This is a genomic window from Devosia albogilva, assembly GCF_042685625.1.
Lineage (GTDB): Bacteria > Pseudomonadota > Alphaproteobacteria > Rhizobiales > Devosiaceae > Devosia > Devosia albogilva.
Genome location: NZ_JBHUNP010000001.1, coordinates 1,764,431 through 1,778,994 on the forward strand (window position 1 = coordinate 1,764,431; position 14,564 = coordinate 1,778,994).

The 14,564-nt window shown below is 65.4% G+C and carries 15 protein-coding genes and 1 tRNA gene; 11 read left to right on the forward strand and 5 right to left on the reverse strand.

What is annotated here, in order from left to right; all coding sequences use genetic code 11:
- Positions 1-53: 53 nt before the first annotated feature.
- From ACFSX5_RS09015 to ACFSX5_RS09025, 3 genes are read right to left on the reverse strand one after another with little or no spacing between them, the layout of a single operon-like run.
- On the reverse strand, positions 54-1,202 hold the full coding sequence (locus tag ACFSX5_RS09015; RefSeq protein WP_386832972.1) for a winged helix-turn-helix domain-containing protein: 1,149 nt from the start codon (positions 1,200-1,202) through the stop codon (positions 54-56).
- 31 nt (positions 1,203-1,233) lie between these two features.
- Positions 1,234-2,952: an alpha/beta hydrolase gene (locus ACFSX5_RS09020; RefSeq protein ID WP_386832974.1), complete on the reverse strand. Its 1,719-nt coding sequence runs from the start codon at positions 2,950-2,952 to the stop codon at positions 1,234-1,236.
- A complete protein-coding gene (locus ACFSX5_RS09025; protein WP_386832975.1) occupies positions 2,949-3,545 on the reverse strand; it encodes an exopolysaccharide biosynthesis protein in 597 nt (198 codons plus the stop codon). Before ACFSX5_RS09025 ends, ACFSX5_RS09020 begins: the two co-directional genes overlap by 4 nt.
- Before the next feature lie 164 nt (positions 3,546-3,709).
- Between ACFSX5_RS09025 and ACFSX5_RS09030 the strand changes: the two genes are divergently transcribed.
- Positions 3,710-4,810, forward strand: a complete 1,101-nt coding sequence (locus ACFSX5_RS09030; RefSeq protein WP_386832976.1) for an alpha/beta fold hydrolase — start codon at positions 3,710-3,712, stop codon at positions 4,808-4,810.
- A gap of 82 nt (positions 4,811-4,892) precedes the next feature.
- On the opposite strand, the gene ACFSX5_RS09035 is transcribed toward ACFSX5_RS09030, so the two are convergent.
- Both ACFSX5_RS09035 and ACFSX5_RS09040 read right to left on the reverse strand, forming a co-directional pair.
- Positions 4,893-4,968: transfer RNA gene (locus ACFSX5_RS09035), tRNA-Ala, on the reverse strand.
- Between the two features lie 174 nt (positions 4,969-5,142).
- Positions 5,143-5,550 carry a TIGR02300 family protein gene (locus ACFSX5_RS09040; RefSeq protein ID WP_386832977.1) on the reverse strand — a complete coding sequence of 136 codons (408 nt, stop codon included), beginning with the start codon at positions 5,548-5,550 and terminating at the stop codon, positions 5,143-5,145.
- 183 nt (positions 5,551-5,733) lie between these two features.
- On the opposite strand from ACFSX5_RS09040, the gene ACFSX5_RS09045 reads away from it, so the two are divergent.
- The 10 genes from ACFSX5_RS09045 to accD all read left to right on the forward strand — a co-directional run bounded on the left by ACFSX5_RS09045 (position 5,734) and on the right by accD (position 14,506).
- Positions 5,734-6,381 carry a (d)CMP kinase gene (locus ACFSX5_RS09045; RefSeq protein ID WP_386832978.1) on the forward strand — a complete coding sequence of 216 codons (648 nt, stop codon included), beginning with the start codon at positions 5,734-5,736 and terminating at the stop codon, positions 6,379-6,381.
- A 165-nt stretch (positions 6,382-6,546) separates the two neighbouring features.
- Positions 6,547-8,256, forward strand: coding sequence for a 30S ribosomal protein S1 (gene rpsA / locus ACFSX5_RS09050; RefSeq protein WP_386832979.1), 1,710 nt, complete (start codon positions 6,547-6,549; stop codon positions 8,254-8,256).
- 74 nt (positions 8,257-8,330) lie between these two features.
- Positions 8,331-8,846: a GNAT family N-acetyltransferase gene (locus ACFSX5_RS09055; protein WP_386832980.1), complete on the forward strand. Its 516-nt coding sequence runs from the start codon at positions 8,331-8,333 to the stop codon at positions 8,844-8,846.
- A gap of 31 nt (positions 8,847-8,877) precedes the next feature.
- Positions 8,878-9,840 (forward strand): signal peptide peptidase SppA, encoded by a 963-nt coding sequence (sppA, locus tag ACFSX5_RS09060; protein WP_386832981.1) that lies wholly within the window; start codon positions 8,878-8,880, stop codon positions 9,838-9,840.
- 32 nt (positions 9,841-9,872) lie between these two features.
- A complete protein-coding gene (locus tag ACFSX5_RS09065; protein WP_164533056.1) occupies positions 9,873-10,157 on the forward strand; it encodes an integration host factor subunit beta in 285 nt (94 codons plus the stop codon).
- A gap of 87 nt (positions 10,158-10,244) precedes the next feature.
- On the forward strand, positions 10,245-10,601 hold the full coding sequence (locus tag ACFSX5_RS09070; protein ID WP_386832982.1) for a LapA family protein: 357 nt from the start codon (positions 10,245-10,247) through the stop codon (positions 10,599-10,601).
- A gap of 6 nt (positions 10,602-10,607) precedes the next feature.
- The gene (locus ACFSX5_RS09075; protein WP_386832983.1) at positions 10,608-11,255 is read left to right on the forward strand and encodes a phosphoribosylanthranilate isomerase; all 648 of its coding nucleotides are present in this window, start codon (positions 10,608-10,610) and stop codon (positions 11,253-11,255) included.
- Positions 11,256-11,377: 122 nt separating this feature from the next.
- Complete coding sequence (gene trpB, locus ACFSX5_RS09080) at positions 11,378-12,589, forward strand: tryptophan synthase subunit beta (RefSeq protein WP_386832984.1); 1,212 nt, start codon at positions 11,378-11,380, stop codon at positions 12,587-12,589.
- Between the two features lie 3 nt (positions 12,590-12,592).
- Entirely contained in the window at positions 12,593-13,417 is an 825-nt protein-coding gene (trpA, locus tag ACFSX5_RS09085) for a tryptophan synthase subunit alpha (RefSeq protein ID WP_386832985.1), read from the forward strand.
- Between the two features lie 108 nt (positions 13,418-13,525).
- The gene (gene accD, locus ACFSX5_RS09090; protein ID WP_386832987.1) at positions 13,526-14,506 is read left to right on the forward strand and encodes an acetyl-CoA carboxylase, carboxyltransferase subunit beta; all 981 of its coding nucleotides are present in this window, start codon (positions 13,526-13,528) and stop codon (positions 14,504-14,506) included.
- Positions 14,507-14,564 lie beyond the last annotated feature (58 nt).

Genomic DNA, 14,564 nt, shown 5'->3' on the forward strand with positions numbered 1-14,564 from the left:
GTAGCCCGGCAGGCGCCTGCTTGGAAAGCCGCCGATGCGGCGAGCCGTTCGGTTCAGTCGGCGAACTGAAAGGCCGCGAAGCGGTCGAGGGCCGTGTCGAGCGCCTGCTGTTCGGCGGCGCCGGGTTCTGCAAGCCAGGTTAGTTTCTGCGTGAGCAGGCGCCGCTCCGTGCGATCCGCCTTGAGGTCGATGGCAGCGACGATGCGGTCGCCCATCAACACCGGCAAGGCGAAATATCCGAGCTTGCGCTTGTCGGCCGGCACATAGGCCTCGAACAGGTGATCGTAGCCGAAAAACAGTTTGAGCCGCTTGCGCTGGATGATCAGCGGGTCGAACGGCGACAACAGGTGCACGCGTTCCGATGACGCCGGCTCGACCGGGCTCTCGAGGGTCTCGGGTGCGGCCCACAGCTTCACCCGCTCGGCGCCCTCCATGGCGACTTCCACCAGTTGCTTTCGCTTCACCCGCGATTCGATCAAGGCCAGCACAGCCGGCTTGGTTGACGGCTCGAGGTGGCAGATGGAGTCGAGACTGACCACCCCTTGGCTGCGCAGGGCACGATCGAGCTTGTAGGCGGTGACCTGCCGCTCCGAAGCAGGGCGCGGCATGCGCTCCCAGCCAAAATGCCGGGCGGTCAGGTCATAGGTCTTCACCATGCCCTGGCGGGCGGAGATCGCTACCAGCCCCTGGTAGAACATCAGCTGCAGCACCCGCTTGGATGGTTTCCGGCTCGCCCAGGGGTGGTGTTTTTCAACCAGTTCGTCGTCGGCAATGTCGCGGATGGACAGCGGTCCCTCGCGCTTGAGGCGCCTCGTCATGGCGGTGATCTCGGCAGGCGTGACCTTGCCGAACCAGGTGTCGTTGATGTCGCGAAACCGCTTCATCGCCGGCAGAAAGTAGGCGAAGTCGGCGACGGGCACATAGCTCAGGGCGTGGGTCCAGTACTCGAACACCGTCTTATCGGTGCTCTGCAATTGCGCGAGGTCACTGCGCCGGTAGGCCGGGATGCGCGAGAACAGAATGTGGTGGTGGCAGCGCTCGATGACGTTGATGGTGTCGATCTGCACATAGCCGAGGTGCCCGATGGCAGCGAGAACCGCCTGCGGGCCGGATCCGAAGGGCTTCTCCTGGTCGAGGCGCTGGGCCCGCAGCCAGATGGCACGCGCCTCTCGCGCCGACAGGATCACTGGCTTGCTGGGCATTGGGGCCTCTCCATTGACGCTGCGCGGTGCATCACTCGGCGAGACTCTCCCGAAACCAGCCCGCCTCGATGAGTTCACGATCGCCGTGACGGGTGAGGCGTTCCCGCAGGTCGTCCAGCGCCGCAGTGGTCCACCCCGGCGGATCGGTGACGGCGATCCAGCCATCGAGGTAGTCCTGGGGTGCATAGACATGGCCGAAGCCGATGGGCGAGGTCTGCGCCAGGGCCATGTCGAGGGCTAACTGCAGGAAGGTGACAACGGGGTACCAATTGAGCAGCGGCGACACCGTCGGGGCGCGCTCGCCGCTCAGCCACGCGGGCTCACGGTACAGCAACCCGGGATCGAAGAAGACGATGGGGTCGGTCGGGTACTGAAGATAGACGATCCGCAGCGGCCCCCATCCCTCGCGGCTAAGGTCTTCGCCGGAGTTGGCAAAGCGCACGGCCGTGTTGTCACCGACTTGCGGCAGCCAGAAAGGCGATTCGGGGTCCCGGTTGGCCGTGGCAGTGCGCCAGGCCGTGGTGGCGAACGGGGTGCCAACCCATAGGGCGCCGTCGAAGGGATCACCCAGCACATCGTAAAGCGATGCCGATGCCGCCGAGCTGTATGCGCCAAGACTGAGACCGTGCAGGTAGAGCTTGGGGCGGGTCTCCTCCGGCATGTCGGTCCAGCGCTCGTAGACCGCGGCGAACAGCGCTCGGGCAGTCTCCACCCCCACATCCGGCTCGGAAACCAGCGACAGCCAGCTGGTCAGGTAGGAATACTGCACCGCAACGCTGGCGATGTCGCCGCCATGCAGCATTTCGAGCGTGTCGATGGCCGCGGGTTCAACCCAGCCGGTACCGACAGGCATGATCAGCACCAGGACGGAGCGATCGAACGCCCGCACGCGGTCCATCTCCGCCAAAGCGAGCTGCGCGCGCCCGGCAGCGGTTTCGGATGCACGCAGCCCCACATAAATGCGCAAGGGGGTGATGGCTCCACGGCCGGTCAGCGTGGTGATCTCCTCGGCAGTCGGCCCCGACTCGACATAGATGCGGGCATCGAGGCCGATGGTGTCCCAGGGGATCAGTGATTCCTGGCTGCCGGAGCGCCAGGACTCTGCCGGCTGCGGCTCGGCACTACCGGCGAGCCGGTCGAACTGGCCGTAGAAGCGATCGGCGACATAAAGGACGCCGCGCGCAACCACACCATTGCCAACCGTGGCCGTTGCGAGGCCCACTGTGATCAGCGCCAGGACGAACGCCATCCGCGTGGGGATGGCTTGCGCCATCCATGCCCAGACCAGGCGTACGCCGTGAACAATCATGGTGCCGATGCCGATCAGCACCGCAGCAGGCACCACAGCGATGGCTGCGACCAGCAATGGCTGACGCGCCTCCACCGGAGCGATTCCCATGGCGGCGCGGATGGAATTCTGCCAGCCGGTGGAGAACCACAGAAAGGCGATGGCGAGCACCAGACAGGCCCCAGCGGCAAGTCGCCCGACCCAGCGGGCGACGCGGCGATTGGGCCAGCGCAGCTCGAGGAAGTTCCACAACCATTCCAGCGACACGCCGATGGCGTAGCCCGCCGCAAAGGCGAAGCCGCACAGAATGCCCTGAACGCTGAAATGCCGCGGGATCAGCGAGGGGGTCAGCGACAGGGCGAAGAACAGCAGTCCGAAGAGCCAGCCGCCGGTTGAGAGGCGGTCGAGCTGCTTGCCCGCCCAGCGGCGAGCACCGACGAGTCTGTCGCCCCAGCCGGTCATATCCCGAAGACCGAGCGGGCGAGGTGAACCACGCCCCAGATGGCGGCAACAGCGATGCCGAGGCCGAGGATGGCGATGACCCCGCCGATCAGAACGCCGACGCCGTCACGGTTGACCCGAGACACGGTGATAACGGCGATGCCGACATTGGGCACCGCGTTGATCAGCGGGATCGGCACCACCATGGGCAGGCAGACCAGGAGGATGAAGAGGCCGGTTACCCGCTGGGCCGTCTCACCGGCGAGCCATTCGAGCCGTGGCTTGGACACCCGGCCGAACAGGCGCGCCAGCATCACCAGTCGATCCATCACCCGCACCACCAGCTTGTGTGACAGCCGGCGCTGCCCGATCCAGCCGTCGAGCCGCAAGGGCCAGTCGAGCAGCATGGCAAGGGTGACGCCCATCATGGCGATGGCCACCGTGCCGCCATAGCCGGGCGGGCCTGGGATCATGTTGAGCACCGACAGCACCAGGATAGCCATGGTGTGGGAGGTGGGCCCAAGCAAGCCGATCAGCGTACCGGCGGTGAGGCCGCCCTCCGCCTCCCTGATGCTGGTGGCAATCGCCTCGACGCGGGCTTCGATGGGAGTCACGGATTCTTGGGGCTTGGTCTTGGAAGATGCAGCAACACTATAGGCGCGCTGTCGCAGCACACAACCAGCGGTTGACCTGTTGGTTCATCCCGCGCAGCGAATGAGATCAGTCGGAACCCCGGGGCTTGGGCGCAGTTGCTTTGCCGAACCGACCAGGACGACCAATGCCCATCCTATCCATCTTCCGCTTCATCGCGGTGCTGATCTCGCTGCTGATCCTGGCTGTGGCCGCCTCTTTCTTGTGGCAATGGTGGCAGGGCGACTGGATCCGCGACGCAGATGGCGACCTCGTGCGCGTCCGCCCGGAATGGGCCCTGTGGCTGGGCCTGCTGCTGCTGGCGGCCTCGTTCGGCGGCAAGTTCATCCTGCTGCCGCTGCTGGCGCGCGCCGACAAAGAGGAGCGGAGCCGCCCTGAACGGCAGAAGGGCACCGTCGTCACCAGTCCCACCGGCAATCGGCTGCATGTCGAGCAGTCTGGCCCCGCAGGCGCGCCAACGCTGGTGTTGACTCATGGCTGGGCCATGGACGGCACCATCTGGAATTTGCTGCGCCGGCGGCTGGAACAGCGGTTCCGCGTGGTGGTGTGGGACCTGGCCGGCATGGGCGCCTCGAAAGCCGCGACCGGCGAGAGCATCGACCTCAGCCATTTCGCGATGGACCTGGCTGCCGTCATCGATGCTGCCAGCGCGGATCGCGTTTTTCTTGTCGGTCACAGCATTGGCGGCATGACGATCCAGACCCTGGCGCGCGACCAGCCGGCCCTGTTCGCCGGGCGGGTGAATGGAGCCATCCTGGTCAACACCACCTATACCGATCCACTCAAGACCATGATCGCGAGCCGACTGCTTCAGACGCTGCGTCGGCCGGTGCTGGAGCCGGTGATGCGCCTCACCATCCTGCTGCAGCCGCTGGCCTGGCTGGGAATGTGGCAGAGCTATCTCAGTGGCTGGGCCCATGTGGGCAATCGCCTCGGCTTCGGCAAATATGTGACCCGCAGCCAGCTCGAGCACACCACCCTGCTGTCGACCCGCAACCCGCCGGGCGACATACAGCGTGGCAATCTGGCGATGCTGCGTTGGGACGCGACTGGCGCCATGGCTAAGGCTGCGGTGCCGGTACTGGTGATCGCGGGCGAGGTCGATATCGTCACCAAGCCCGAGGCCGGTGCCACCATCGCCTCATCCACGCCCGGCGCCGCGCTGACCATGGTGGAGGGCGTGAACCACATGGGTTCCTCGAGCGCTGGGAGGATCATGTCGCGCTGATCACCAGCTTCGTCGAGCAACACTACGGACCCGCGGTGGCACCACCGCCGGATCGACTTCCATAACAATGATGGAGGGGAATTGGTGGAGCCAAGCGGGATCGAACCGCTGACCTCTTGCATGCCATGCAAGCGCTCTCCCAGCTGAGCTATGGCCCCATCCGGACAAGGCGCGAAACGCAACCTTGCGGTAGTCTGTTGGGTTCGTCGGGGCCGGAGCCCGTCCGAAGCGAGGCGGAACCTATTGGATGATCCGCCCCCGTGCAAGTGCCTAAATGACACTTTTTGATGCGGCCGGCGGACGCAGCCCGCCGGCCGAAAAATCAAACGGAATCAGCGATCTTCGTCGCCGCCGACGTCGAAGCCGAGTTCGTCGTCCTCATCGTCTTCCTCTTCGAGGAACACGTCGTCATCGTCGTCGCTGAGTTCTTCGTCGACCTCGACATCCACGTCGTCGGTCTCCGGAATGTCGTCGCCGGCCTCTTCGGCATCGGCGTCTTCGAGGGAGACGATCTCGGGCGCTGCCGCATCCTCCTCCTCCTCGACCTCTTCGGTCTCGTCCTCGTCATCGACGCGGCGGGCGGTGGCGGGGGAGGGCTTGCCGGCAAGCACCGTCTCGAAATAGGAGCGCGGATAGCTCTTGCCGGTATAGGGCGAGACAATCGGATCCATGTTGAGATCGTAGAACTTCTTGCCCGTATCGGGGTCGGTCCGCTTGGTGCCGCGTTCGGAACTGGCCATGATGTTCCTCGTGAATAGGGGGAAAGGACGCATTGGTCGGCGCCCGGAAATCGGTCGATCCGGTTATGGACAATCCCTGTGGCTGTCAAACCGAAAATGTGAAGACTGGTTCCGCGTGGTGGCGGCCCGGCTCGGGACCGTGCTAAGCGCGGTGCGGGCTTGGCGCAGCGAAGGGGTTTGCGGATGATCATCGCCGTCGACGGACCGGCCGCGTCCGGCAAGGGGACGCTGGCAGCCGGCCTTGCGCGCCACTACCGCCTGCCGCATCTCGATACGGGGCTGCTCTACCGTGCCGTCGGACTGGCGGTGGCCGGCCATGTCGATACGCCGCAATTCGAAGCGGCGGCGATCGCGGCCGCCCGGGCTCTCGATGCCACTCAACTCAAGGACATCGACGCGCTGACAGCCGCGGAAACCGGGGTGCTGGCCAGCAAGGTGGCGGTGATCGGTCCGGTGCGGCAGGCGCTGTTCGATTATCAGCGGGCCTTTGCCACCCAACCCGGTGGTGCCGTGCTCGACGGGCGCGATACCGGCACGCGGATCGCCCCCGACGCCGACGCCAAGCTGTTCATCCAGGCCGACAGCAAGGCGCGGATGGAACGCCGTGCCCGTCAGCTCGAGGCGCGCGGGCTGGTGGTTGACCGCTACGCCCTCTATCACCAGATAGAGGAGCGGGACGCCCGTGACATGGCCAATCCCAATGGCGGCTTCTATCGGGCGGCGGATGCGCACTTGCTCGACACCACGCTTCTCGATATAGAGGCCGCACTCCGCGCAGCCATCGCGATCGTCGACAGGGCCGTGGCATCGAAGGCAAGGCAGACGCCTTAATTTCACCCTTCGTGTCCAGCCGCACCGGTGATCATTCAGGCGCTGGCCCGGAAAGACTTCAAACCAACAACCGACCGGGCGCTTGCGCGCCGGCGCTTTTGCTTTTGGCAAAGCGGCATGCCCCGGCCGTTCAACACCAGCCACCGGTGCACCGGAGAAATGAATTTGGCACAGCAGACTGTGACGAAAGAAGACTTTGAATCGATGCTGCTCGACAGCTTTGTCGACAACGATGCCGCTGAAGGCTCGGTCGTCAAGGGCAGGGTCGTCGCCATCGAGAAGGACCTCGCGATCATCGACGTCGGTCTCAAGACCGAAGGTCGCGTGGCCTTGAAGGAATTCGGCCAGGCCGGCCGCGACGGCACCATCACCGTCGGTTCGGAAGTCGAGGTCTATGTCGACCGCGTCGAGAACGCGATGGGCGAGGCCGTCCTGAGCCGCGAGAAGGCCCGCCGCGAAGAGAGCTGGGTCAAGCTCGAAGAGCTCTACAACCGCAACGAGCGCGTTGAAGGCACCATCTTCAACCAGGTCAAGGGCGGCTTCACCGTCGACCTCGAAGGCGCCATCGCCTTCCTGCCGCGCTCGCAGGTGGACATCCGTCCGATCCGCGACATCGGCCCGCTCATGAACGTGCCGCAGCCGTTCCAGATCCTGAAGATGGACAAGCGCCGCGGCAACATCGTCGTGTCGCGCCGTGCGATCCTCGAAGAGTCGCGCGCCGAGCAGCGTTCGGAAATCGTCCAGCAGCTCGAAGAGGGCCAGGTGGTCGACGGCGTGGTCAAGAACATCACCGACTACGGTGCGTTCGTGGACCTCGGCGGTATCGACGGCCTGCTCCACGTCACCGACATCGCCTGGCGCCGTGTCAACCACCCGTCGGAAGTGCTCACCATCGGCGAGACCATCAAGGTCCAGATCGTGCGCATCAACCACGAGTCGCACCGCATCAGCCTCGGCATGAAGCAGCTGCAGGCCGATCCGTGGGAAGGCATCGAGGCCAAGTACCCGATCAACGCCAAGTTCACCGGCCGCGTGACCAACATCACCGACTACGGTGCGTTCGTGGAACTGGAGCCGGGCATCGAAGGCCTGATCCACGTCTCCGAAATGAGCTGGACCAAGAAGAACGTCCACCCCGGCAAGATCGTGTCGACCTCCCAGGAAGTCGAAGTGGTGGTGCTCGAGGTCGATCCCGACAAGCGCCGCATCTCGCTCGGTCTCAAGCAGACCCTGCAGAACCCGTGGGAAGCCTTCGCCGACAAGCATCCGGTCGGTTCCACCATCGAGGGCGAGGTCAAGAACAAGACCGAGTTCGGTCTGTTCATCGGCCTCGAAGGCGATGTGGACGGCATGGTGCACCTGTCCGACCTCGACTGGCAGAAGTCGGGTGAAGTCGCGCTCGACGACTACAACCGTGGCGATATCGTCAAGGCCAAGGTCCTCGACGTCGACGTCGAGAAGGAACGCATCTCGCTCGGCATCAAGCAGCTGGCGGCCGACGATCTGGCCGATTCTTCGGCTGCGGCTGGCGAGGGCGGCCTCCGGAAGGGCGCCGTGGTCACCACCGAAGTCGTGGAAGTCAACGATGGCGGCATCGAAGTGCGCATCGCCGACAGCGAAGTGACGGCCTTCATCCGCCGCGCCGACCTCAGCCGCGACCGCAACGACCAGCGCCCCGAGCGCTTCGCCAAGGGCGACAAGGTCGATGCCCGCATCACCCAGTACGACCGCAAGACCGGCCGCATCCAGCTCTCCATCAAGGCGCTCGAAATCGCCGAAGAGCGTGAGGCCGTGGCCAACTTCGGTTCGTCCGACTCGGGTGCTTCGCTCGGCGACATCCTCGGCGCCGCCCTCAAGGGCCGCGACAGCAACTAAGGCTGGCGCGACGCTGTAGAACCCCGGGGCTCGCGCATACCGCGCGGGCCCCTTTTTCTTGTCGGAGCGGAACGATGCCGATCCACTGGCGTGCCCTGACCACTCTCGACCTGCCGGCGGTGGAAGCCATTGCGGCAGAGGTGCACCCGGATTTCCCGGAAGAAACCGCGGTATTTGCCGAACGGCAGCGGCTCTATCCGGACGGGACGCGTCTTCTGGAACTGCACGGCGAGCCCGCCGGCTATATCCTGTCGCACCCGTGGCGGATGGGTGGCGTTCCGGCGCTCAATTCCCGGCTGGGCGGGCTCCCCGCCGATGCGGACACCTACTACATCCACGACCTGGCCTTGCTGCCATCGGCGCGTGGCTCGGGTGCGGCGGCGCTGATCGTCGAAGAGGTGATTGCCCACGCCACGCGCCAGGGTTTTGCCTCCGCAAGTCTGGTCGCCGTCAACAATTCGCTGCCGTTCTGGGCGCGGCACGGCTTTGCCCCTGACGACCGTACCGATCTCACCGACAAGCTCCGCAGCTATGAGGCGGCGGCGCGCTTCATGGTCAGGCCGCTTGCTCCTTCCCGCCCGTCCGTCTAGGGGTGAAAGCCTGATCGCAAGGCCTGCTCCAATGACCGACGCCAGCGTACCGCCCGTTCCCCCGTCCGATCCGCACAGCGCCATCGCCGCGGAAAGCTACCGCACCTCAAGGGGGCGGTGGCGGCTGGTCGCGTTCCTCGCGCTGGCCCTTGTCGTGCTGGTCGCTCTGGGGCGGTTCGCCATGCCGGAAACCGGCCTTGACGACCATATCGCCCGTGTCGACATCGACGGCACCATTGCCACCGATCCGGCCCGGCTCGAGATGTTGGAGACCCTTGCCGAAGAGGGCCGGGTCAAGGCGGTGATCATCGCCATCAACTCGCCGGGCGGCACCATGGCCGGCGGCGAGGAACTCTATGAGGCGGTGACCCGGCTGCGCGCCGCGAAGCCGACGGTCGCAGTGGTCAAGGAACTCGGCGCGTCGGCGGCGTACATGACCGCAATCGCTACCGACCGCATCTTCACGCGGCGGCTGTCGATCGTCGGCTCCATCGGGGTGCTGTTCCAGCACGTGAACGCCGGAAAGCTCCTCGACACCATCGGCATCGACCTCGACAAGGTCGCCTCCGGGCCGCTCAAGGCCGAACCGGACTATGACGAACCGCTGACGGGAGAGGTCCGGGCGTCGATCCAGGCGCTGGTCAACGACAGCTTCGAGTGGTTCGTGGACGTGGTTGCCGAGCGCCGGGGGCTCGGGCGCAACACGGTGCTGGACCTGGCCGATGGCCGCATCGTCACCGGACGGGTGGGGCTCGAACTCGGCCTCGTCGATGCCCTCGGCGGGGAAGCCGAAGCGCTGGAGTGGCTCGAGGCCGAGCGGGAAGTGGCTGCCGACCTGCCGATCGTCACCGCCTGGCCGCCGCCGCAGCAGGGTTTCGACTGGGTCGGTGCGGTACTGGGCGCACAAGTGCGTGCGGCACTTGGCCTGCCCGCCTCGGGCCCCGTCGCGCTTGACGGGCTGGTCGCGCTTTGGCAGGTTGACCAGGCGCCTTGAAGTGGGGCCAAAATGGCCAACCGGAGCCCGGGATGATCAAGTCGGAACTCGTCGAGAAGCTCGCGGCTGAAAATCCGCATCTGTTCCAGCGTGACATCGAGAACATCGTCAACGCCATCCTGGACGAGATCGGCGACGCCATGGCGCGCGGCGACCGGGTGGAACTGCGCGGCTTCGGCGCTTTCTCGGTGAAGAACCGCCCCGCTCGCGTGGGGCGCAACCCGCGTACCGGCGAGCAGGTGGATGTGGGGGAAAAATACGTCCCCCAGTTCAAGGCCGGCAAGGAAATCCGCGAGCGGCTGAACCGCAGCAGCTAGGCGTTTCCAGGGAGGTGGCCCCCACTTTCCCGGTTCGGAAGCGCGATATCGCCAGAACCAACGGGCAAGGGCCTCACGGCAGTACGCATGGTCAAGAAAATCGTCGGCTGGTTGGTCCTGGTCCCGCTTTCGGTGGTGCTCGTGCTGTTCGCCCTCGCGAACCGGCATCTCGTGGCGGTCAATTTCAATCCGTTCGTCACTACCACTCCGGACCCGGCGCCAGGCTATGGTGTGCCGCTGTTCGTGGTCCTTTATGCGATGCTGCTGATCGGGGTGCTGGCGGGTGGCATCGCCACCTGGTTCGCCCAGGGTCACCACCGCCGCCGCGAAAAGCACTGGCGCCGTGAAACGCAGCAGTTGAGCGAAGAAATCGAGCGCATGCGCCGGCGCTACGGGGAAACCCGCCCCGCCAATGAACTCGATGACCTGTTGGAGCTACGCTGAAGCCCTATGGCTGATCCTGCGATCGTCAAAATCTGCGGCATCAAGACCCCTGACCTGCTGGAAGCCACCATTGCCGCCGGAGCGGACATGGTGGGCTTCATGCATTTCATGCGCTCGCCGCGCCACGTCACTATCGAGCAACTCGCCGACCTGATCAGTCAGGCACGTGGTCGCATCGAGACCTGCGTCGTGCTGGTCAATCCCGACAATAGCTGCGTGGCCGAAGTCGCTGCGCTGGCGCCCGACTGGATTCAGCTGCACGGCCCCGAGACCCCGCATCGGGTGGAAACCATCCGCGAAGAGGCCGGAGTGCAGATCCTCAAGGCGATCCCGATAGGGTCGGCCGAGGACGTCGCCAATGTCGCTCAGTATGTCGATGTGGCCGATCGCATCCTTGTCGATGCCAAGCCGCCCAAGGGGGCCGACCGGCCGGGCGGGCACGGCGGCACCTTCGACTGGAACCTGCTCAAGGCGCTTGACCCCTCGATTCCCTTCATGCTTTCCGGAGGCCTGACGCCCGACACGGTTGCCGCGGCGCTCCGTAGCGTTGGCCCTCTCGGCGTCGACGTCTCGTCAGGCGTGGAGACGGCTCCCGGGGTGAAGGACAAGCGGCTGGTGGAAGCGTTTATCCGCAACGCCAGAGCGGCACAGTAGGCGGAATATCGTAGACCTCGCGGTGAGCTTGTCGTACCGGGAGGTCGGTGGCACAGACCTCCTTCTTCGACAGGCTCGGCGCGAGATCTGTGGGAGGCACCGAGCAAACAGGACTCCCGCGAATGGACCGCATCAATTCCCTGCGCAACGGCCCGGATGAACATGGCCGCTTCGGCCAATATGGCGGGCGGTTCGTCGCCGAGACACTGATGCCGCTGATCCTCGATCTCGAGCGGCATTATCGCGAGGCCAAGGCCGACCCCAGCTATGGTGCCGAACTGCAGCACCTCGCCACCCACTATACCGGCCGGCCGAGCCCGCTTTATTTCGCCGAGCGGCTGACGCGCCATCTCGGCGGGGCAAAGGTGTGGTTCAAGCGCGAGGAGCTCAACCACACCGGCTCGCACAAGATCAACAACTGCCTCGGCCAGATTCTTCTGGCCAAACGCATGGGCAAGACTCGCATCATCGCCGAAACCGGCGCCGGCCAGCACGGCGTGGCGACGGCGACGGTCTGTGCGAAATTCGAGCTGCCCTGCACCATCTTCATGGGCGCAACCGACGTCGAGCGTCAGAAGCCGAACGTGCTGCGCATGAAGATGTTGGGCGCCGAAGTTCGCCCGGTCACCGCCGGCGCCGGAACCCTCAAGGATGCCATGAACGAGGCGCTGCGCGACTGGGTCACCAACGTCGACAGCACCTATTACCTGATTGGCACCGCAGCCGGTCCGCACCCCTATCCGGAGATGGTGCGCGATTTCCAGTCGGTGATCGGCACCGAGCTGAAGGCGCAATTCCGCGACGCCGAAGGCAAGCTGCCCGACGCGGTGGTCGCCTGTGTCGGCGGTGGCTCCAACGCCATCGGCACCTTCCATGCCTTTCTTGATGATCCGGAAGTGGCGATCTACGGCGCCGAGGCCGGTGGCCACGGCATCGACGTCGAGAACGGTCATGCCGCCTCGATGACCGGTGGCCGCCCCGGCGTGCTGCACGGCAACCGCACCTATCTGCTGCAGGACCAAGACGGCCAGATCCTCGAAGGGCACTCCATCTCCGCGGGCCTCGATTATCCTGGCGTCGGCCCCGAGCACTCCTTCCTCCATGACACCAAGCGCGTCACTTACGTGCCGATCACGGACAACGAGGCGATCGAAGCCTTCCAGCTCTGCACCCGCACCGAGGGCATCATCCCGGCGCTGGAGTCCGCCCACGGCCTAGCGCAGGTGATCAAGCTCGCCCCGACCATGGGCAAGGACCAGTCGGTGGTGCTGTGCCTGTCGGGTCGCGGCGACAAGGACGTTGAAAGTGTCGGCAAGCATCTGGGGCTGCTCTAGACCATGACTTCGCGTATCGAACGGCGCTTTGCCGAACTGAAAACCAAGAACCGCCCGGCGCTGGTGACCTTCGTCATGGCTGGCGATCCGGACCTTGCCACCGCCCAGGCCATCCTCGAGGCGCTGCCGCAGGCGGGTGCCGACATCATCGAGCTCGGCATGCCCTTCTCCGACCCGATGGCGGATGGTGTCGCCATCCAGCTGGCGGGCAAGCGGGCCCTGGACGCTGGCCAGACGCTGACCGGCGTGCTCGGCATGGTCGAGGATTTCCGCCGCAAGGACGAGACCACGCCGATCGTGCTGATGGGCTACTACAACCCGATCTATATCTTCGGAGTGGAGCGGTTTCTCGCGGCGGCCAAGGCCGCTGGTGTGGATGGCCTCATCGTCGTCGACCTGCCGCCCGAAGAGGATGAGGAGCTCTGTCTGCCGGCGCTGGCGGCCGGCATCAACTTCATTCGGCTCACCACTCCGACCACCGATGACCGGCGTTTGCCGGCGGTGCTGAAGAACACCTCGGGCTTTGTGTACTATGTGTCGATGACCGGCGTGACCGGCGCCGCGATCAAGTCGCGCGCCGCAGTGGGCGAGGCGGTGGAGCGGATCAAGTCGCACAGCCCGCTGCCCGTCGCCGTCGGCTTCGGCATCAAGACCGCAGAGGATGCCGCCGAAATCGGACGTCATGCCGATGGCGTGGTTGTCGGCACCGTGCTGGTGGAAGCGGTGCGCACTTCGCTCCAAGATGGTCGGCCAACGGCGCGAACCGTGGCCGCCGTGCGCGACCTCGTCGCCGACCTCGCTGCCGGCGTGAAGCGCGCCCGCGCCTGAACGGCCGGGGACACTCCCACTCGTTGCCTTGGCGGGAACGCCGCGGCTCCTGTAACATTCGCCACAATTGACGGTTAGCTCATCGTCACTGCCACGAGAGGCCGCGCCATGAACTGGATCGACAACTTCGTCCGCCCCAAAATCCGCTCGCTGCTGACCAACAAGCGCGAGACGCCCGAGAATTTGTGGGTCAAGGACCCCGAGTCCGGCGAGATGGTGTTCTACCGAGATCTCGAGGCCAATCAGTGGGTGGTGCCGAATTCGGGCCACCACATGAAGATCAAGCCGACCGATCGGCTCAAGACCTTCCTCGACGATGGCGCCTATGACCTGGTGCCGGTCCCCGCCGCGCCGGTGGATCCGCTGAAGTTCCGCGACCAGAAGCGCTATGTCGACCGGCTGCGCGAGAACCGCAACAAGACCGGGTTCGAGGATTCGGTGATCGTTGCGACCGGCAAGCTCTACAAGCGCGACGTGACCGTCGCGATCCAGGATTTCGACTTCATGGGCGGCTCGCTCGGCATGGCGGCCGGCCAGGGCATCATCACCGGCCTCGAGACGGCGGTGGAGCGACGGACGCCGTTCATCCTGTTTGTGTCCTCCGGCGGCGCCCGCATGCAGGAAGGCATTCTGAGCCTGATGCAGATGGCACGCACCACTGTTGCGGTGCTGCGGCTGCGCGAAGCCGGCCTGCCCTTCTTCGTGGTGCTGACCAACCCGACCACCGGTGGCGTTACCGCCTCCTATGCCATGCTCGGGGACGTGCATCTGGCCGAACCCGGCGCCCTGATCGGCTTTGCCGGTCAGCGCGTGATTGAGCAGACCATCCGCGAGAAGCTGCCCAAGGGCTTCCAGCGCTCGGAATATCTGTACGAGCACGGCATGGTCGACATGGTGGTGCACCGGCACAACCTGCGCTCGACCATAGGCTCGCTGGCCGCGATCCTCACCAAGGCCGAGCCGATCGGCGAACTGACCTCCATCGCTCCGACGCTGGCCGCTCAGGCCAGTCTCCGCGATGCCGCCGTTGCGGCCGAGGGTGATCTCGACGACGAGGCGACACCGCCGAGCGCCGCCCACGCTGAGTAGCGTCTTTACCCGCACTTAAGCACGTTTGGTTACTTTTCCGCAGTCACGCCGCTTCCCT

Coding starts and splice junctions, on each gene's coding strand:
- ACFSX5_RS09015 (WP_386832972.1), bottom strand. CDS start 1,202: ATGCCCAGCAAGCCAGTGATCCTGTCGGCGCGAGAGGCGCGTGCCATC.
- ACFSX5_RS09020 (WP_386832974.1), bottom strand. CDS start 2,952: ATGACCGGCTGGGGCGACAGACTCGTCGGTGCTCGCCGCTGGGCGGGC.
- ACFSX5_RS09030 (WP_386832976.1), top strand. CDS start 3,710: ATGCCCATCCTATCCATCTTCCGCTTCATCGCGGTGCTGATCTCGCTG.
- ACFSX5_RS09040 (WP_386832977.1), bottom strand. CDS start 5,550: ATGGCCAGTTCCGAACGCGGCACCAAGCGGACCGACCCCGATACGGGC.
- ACFSX5_RS09045 (WP_386832978.1), top strand. CDS start 5,734: ATGATCATCGCCGTCGACGGACCGGCCGCGTCCGGCAAGGGGACGCTG.
- ACFSX5_RS09055 (WP_386832980.1), top strand. CDS start 8,331: ATGCCGATCCACTGGCGTGCCCTGACCACTCTCGACCTGCCGGCGGTG.
- sppA (WP_386832981.1), top strand. CDS start 8,878: ATGACCGACGCCAGCGTACCGCCCGTTCCCCCGTCCGATCCGCACAGC.
- ACFSX5_RS09065 (WP_164533056.1), top strand. CDS start 9,873: ATGATCAAGTCGGAACTCGTCGAGAAGCTCGCGGCTGAAAATCCGCAT.
- ACFSX5_RS09070 (WP_386832982.1), top strand. CDS start 10,245: ATGGTCAAGAAAATCGTCGGCTGGTTGGTCCTGGTCCCGCTTTCGGTG.
- ACFSX5_RS09075 (WP_386832983.1), top strand. CDS start 10,608: ATGGCTGATCCTGCGATCGTCAAAATCTGCGGCATCAAGACCCCTGAC.
- trpB (WP_386832984.1), top strand. CDS start 11,378: ATGGACCGCATCAATTCCCTGCGCAACGGCCCGGATGAACATGGCCGC.
- trpA (WP_386832985.1), top strand. CDS start 12,593: ATGACTTCGCGTATCGAACGGCGCTTTGCCGAACTGAAAACCAAGAAC.
- accD (WP_386832987.1), top strand. CDS start 13,526: ATGAACTGGATCGACAACTTCGTCCGCCCCAAAATCCGCTCGCTGCTG.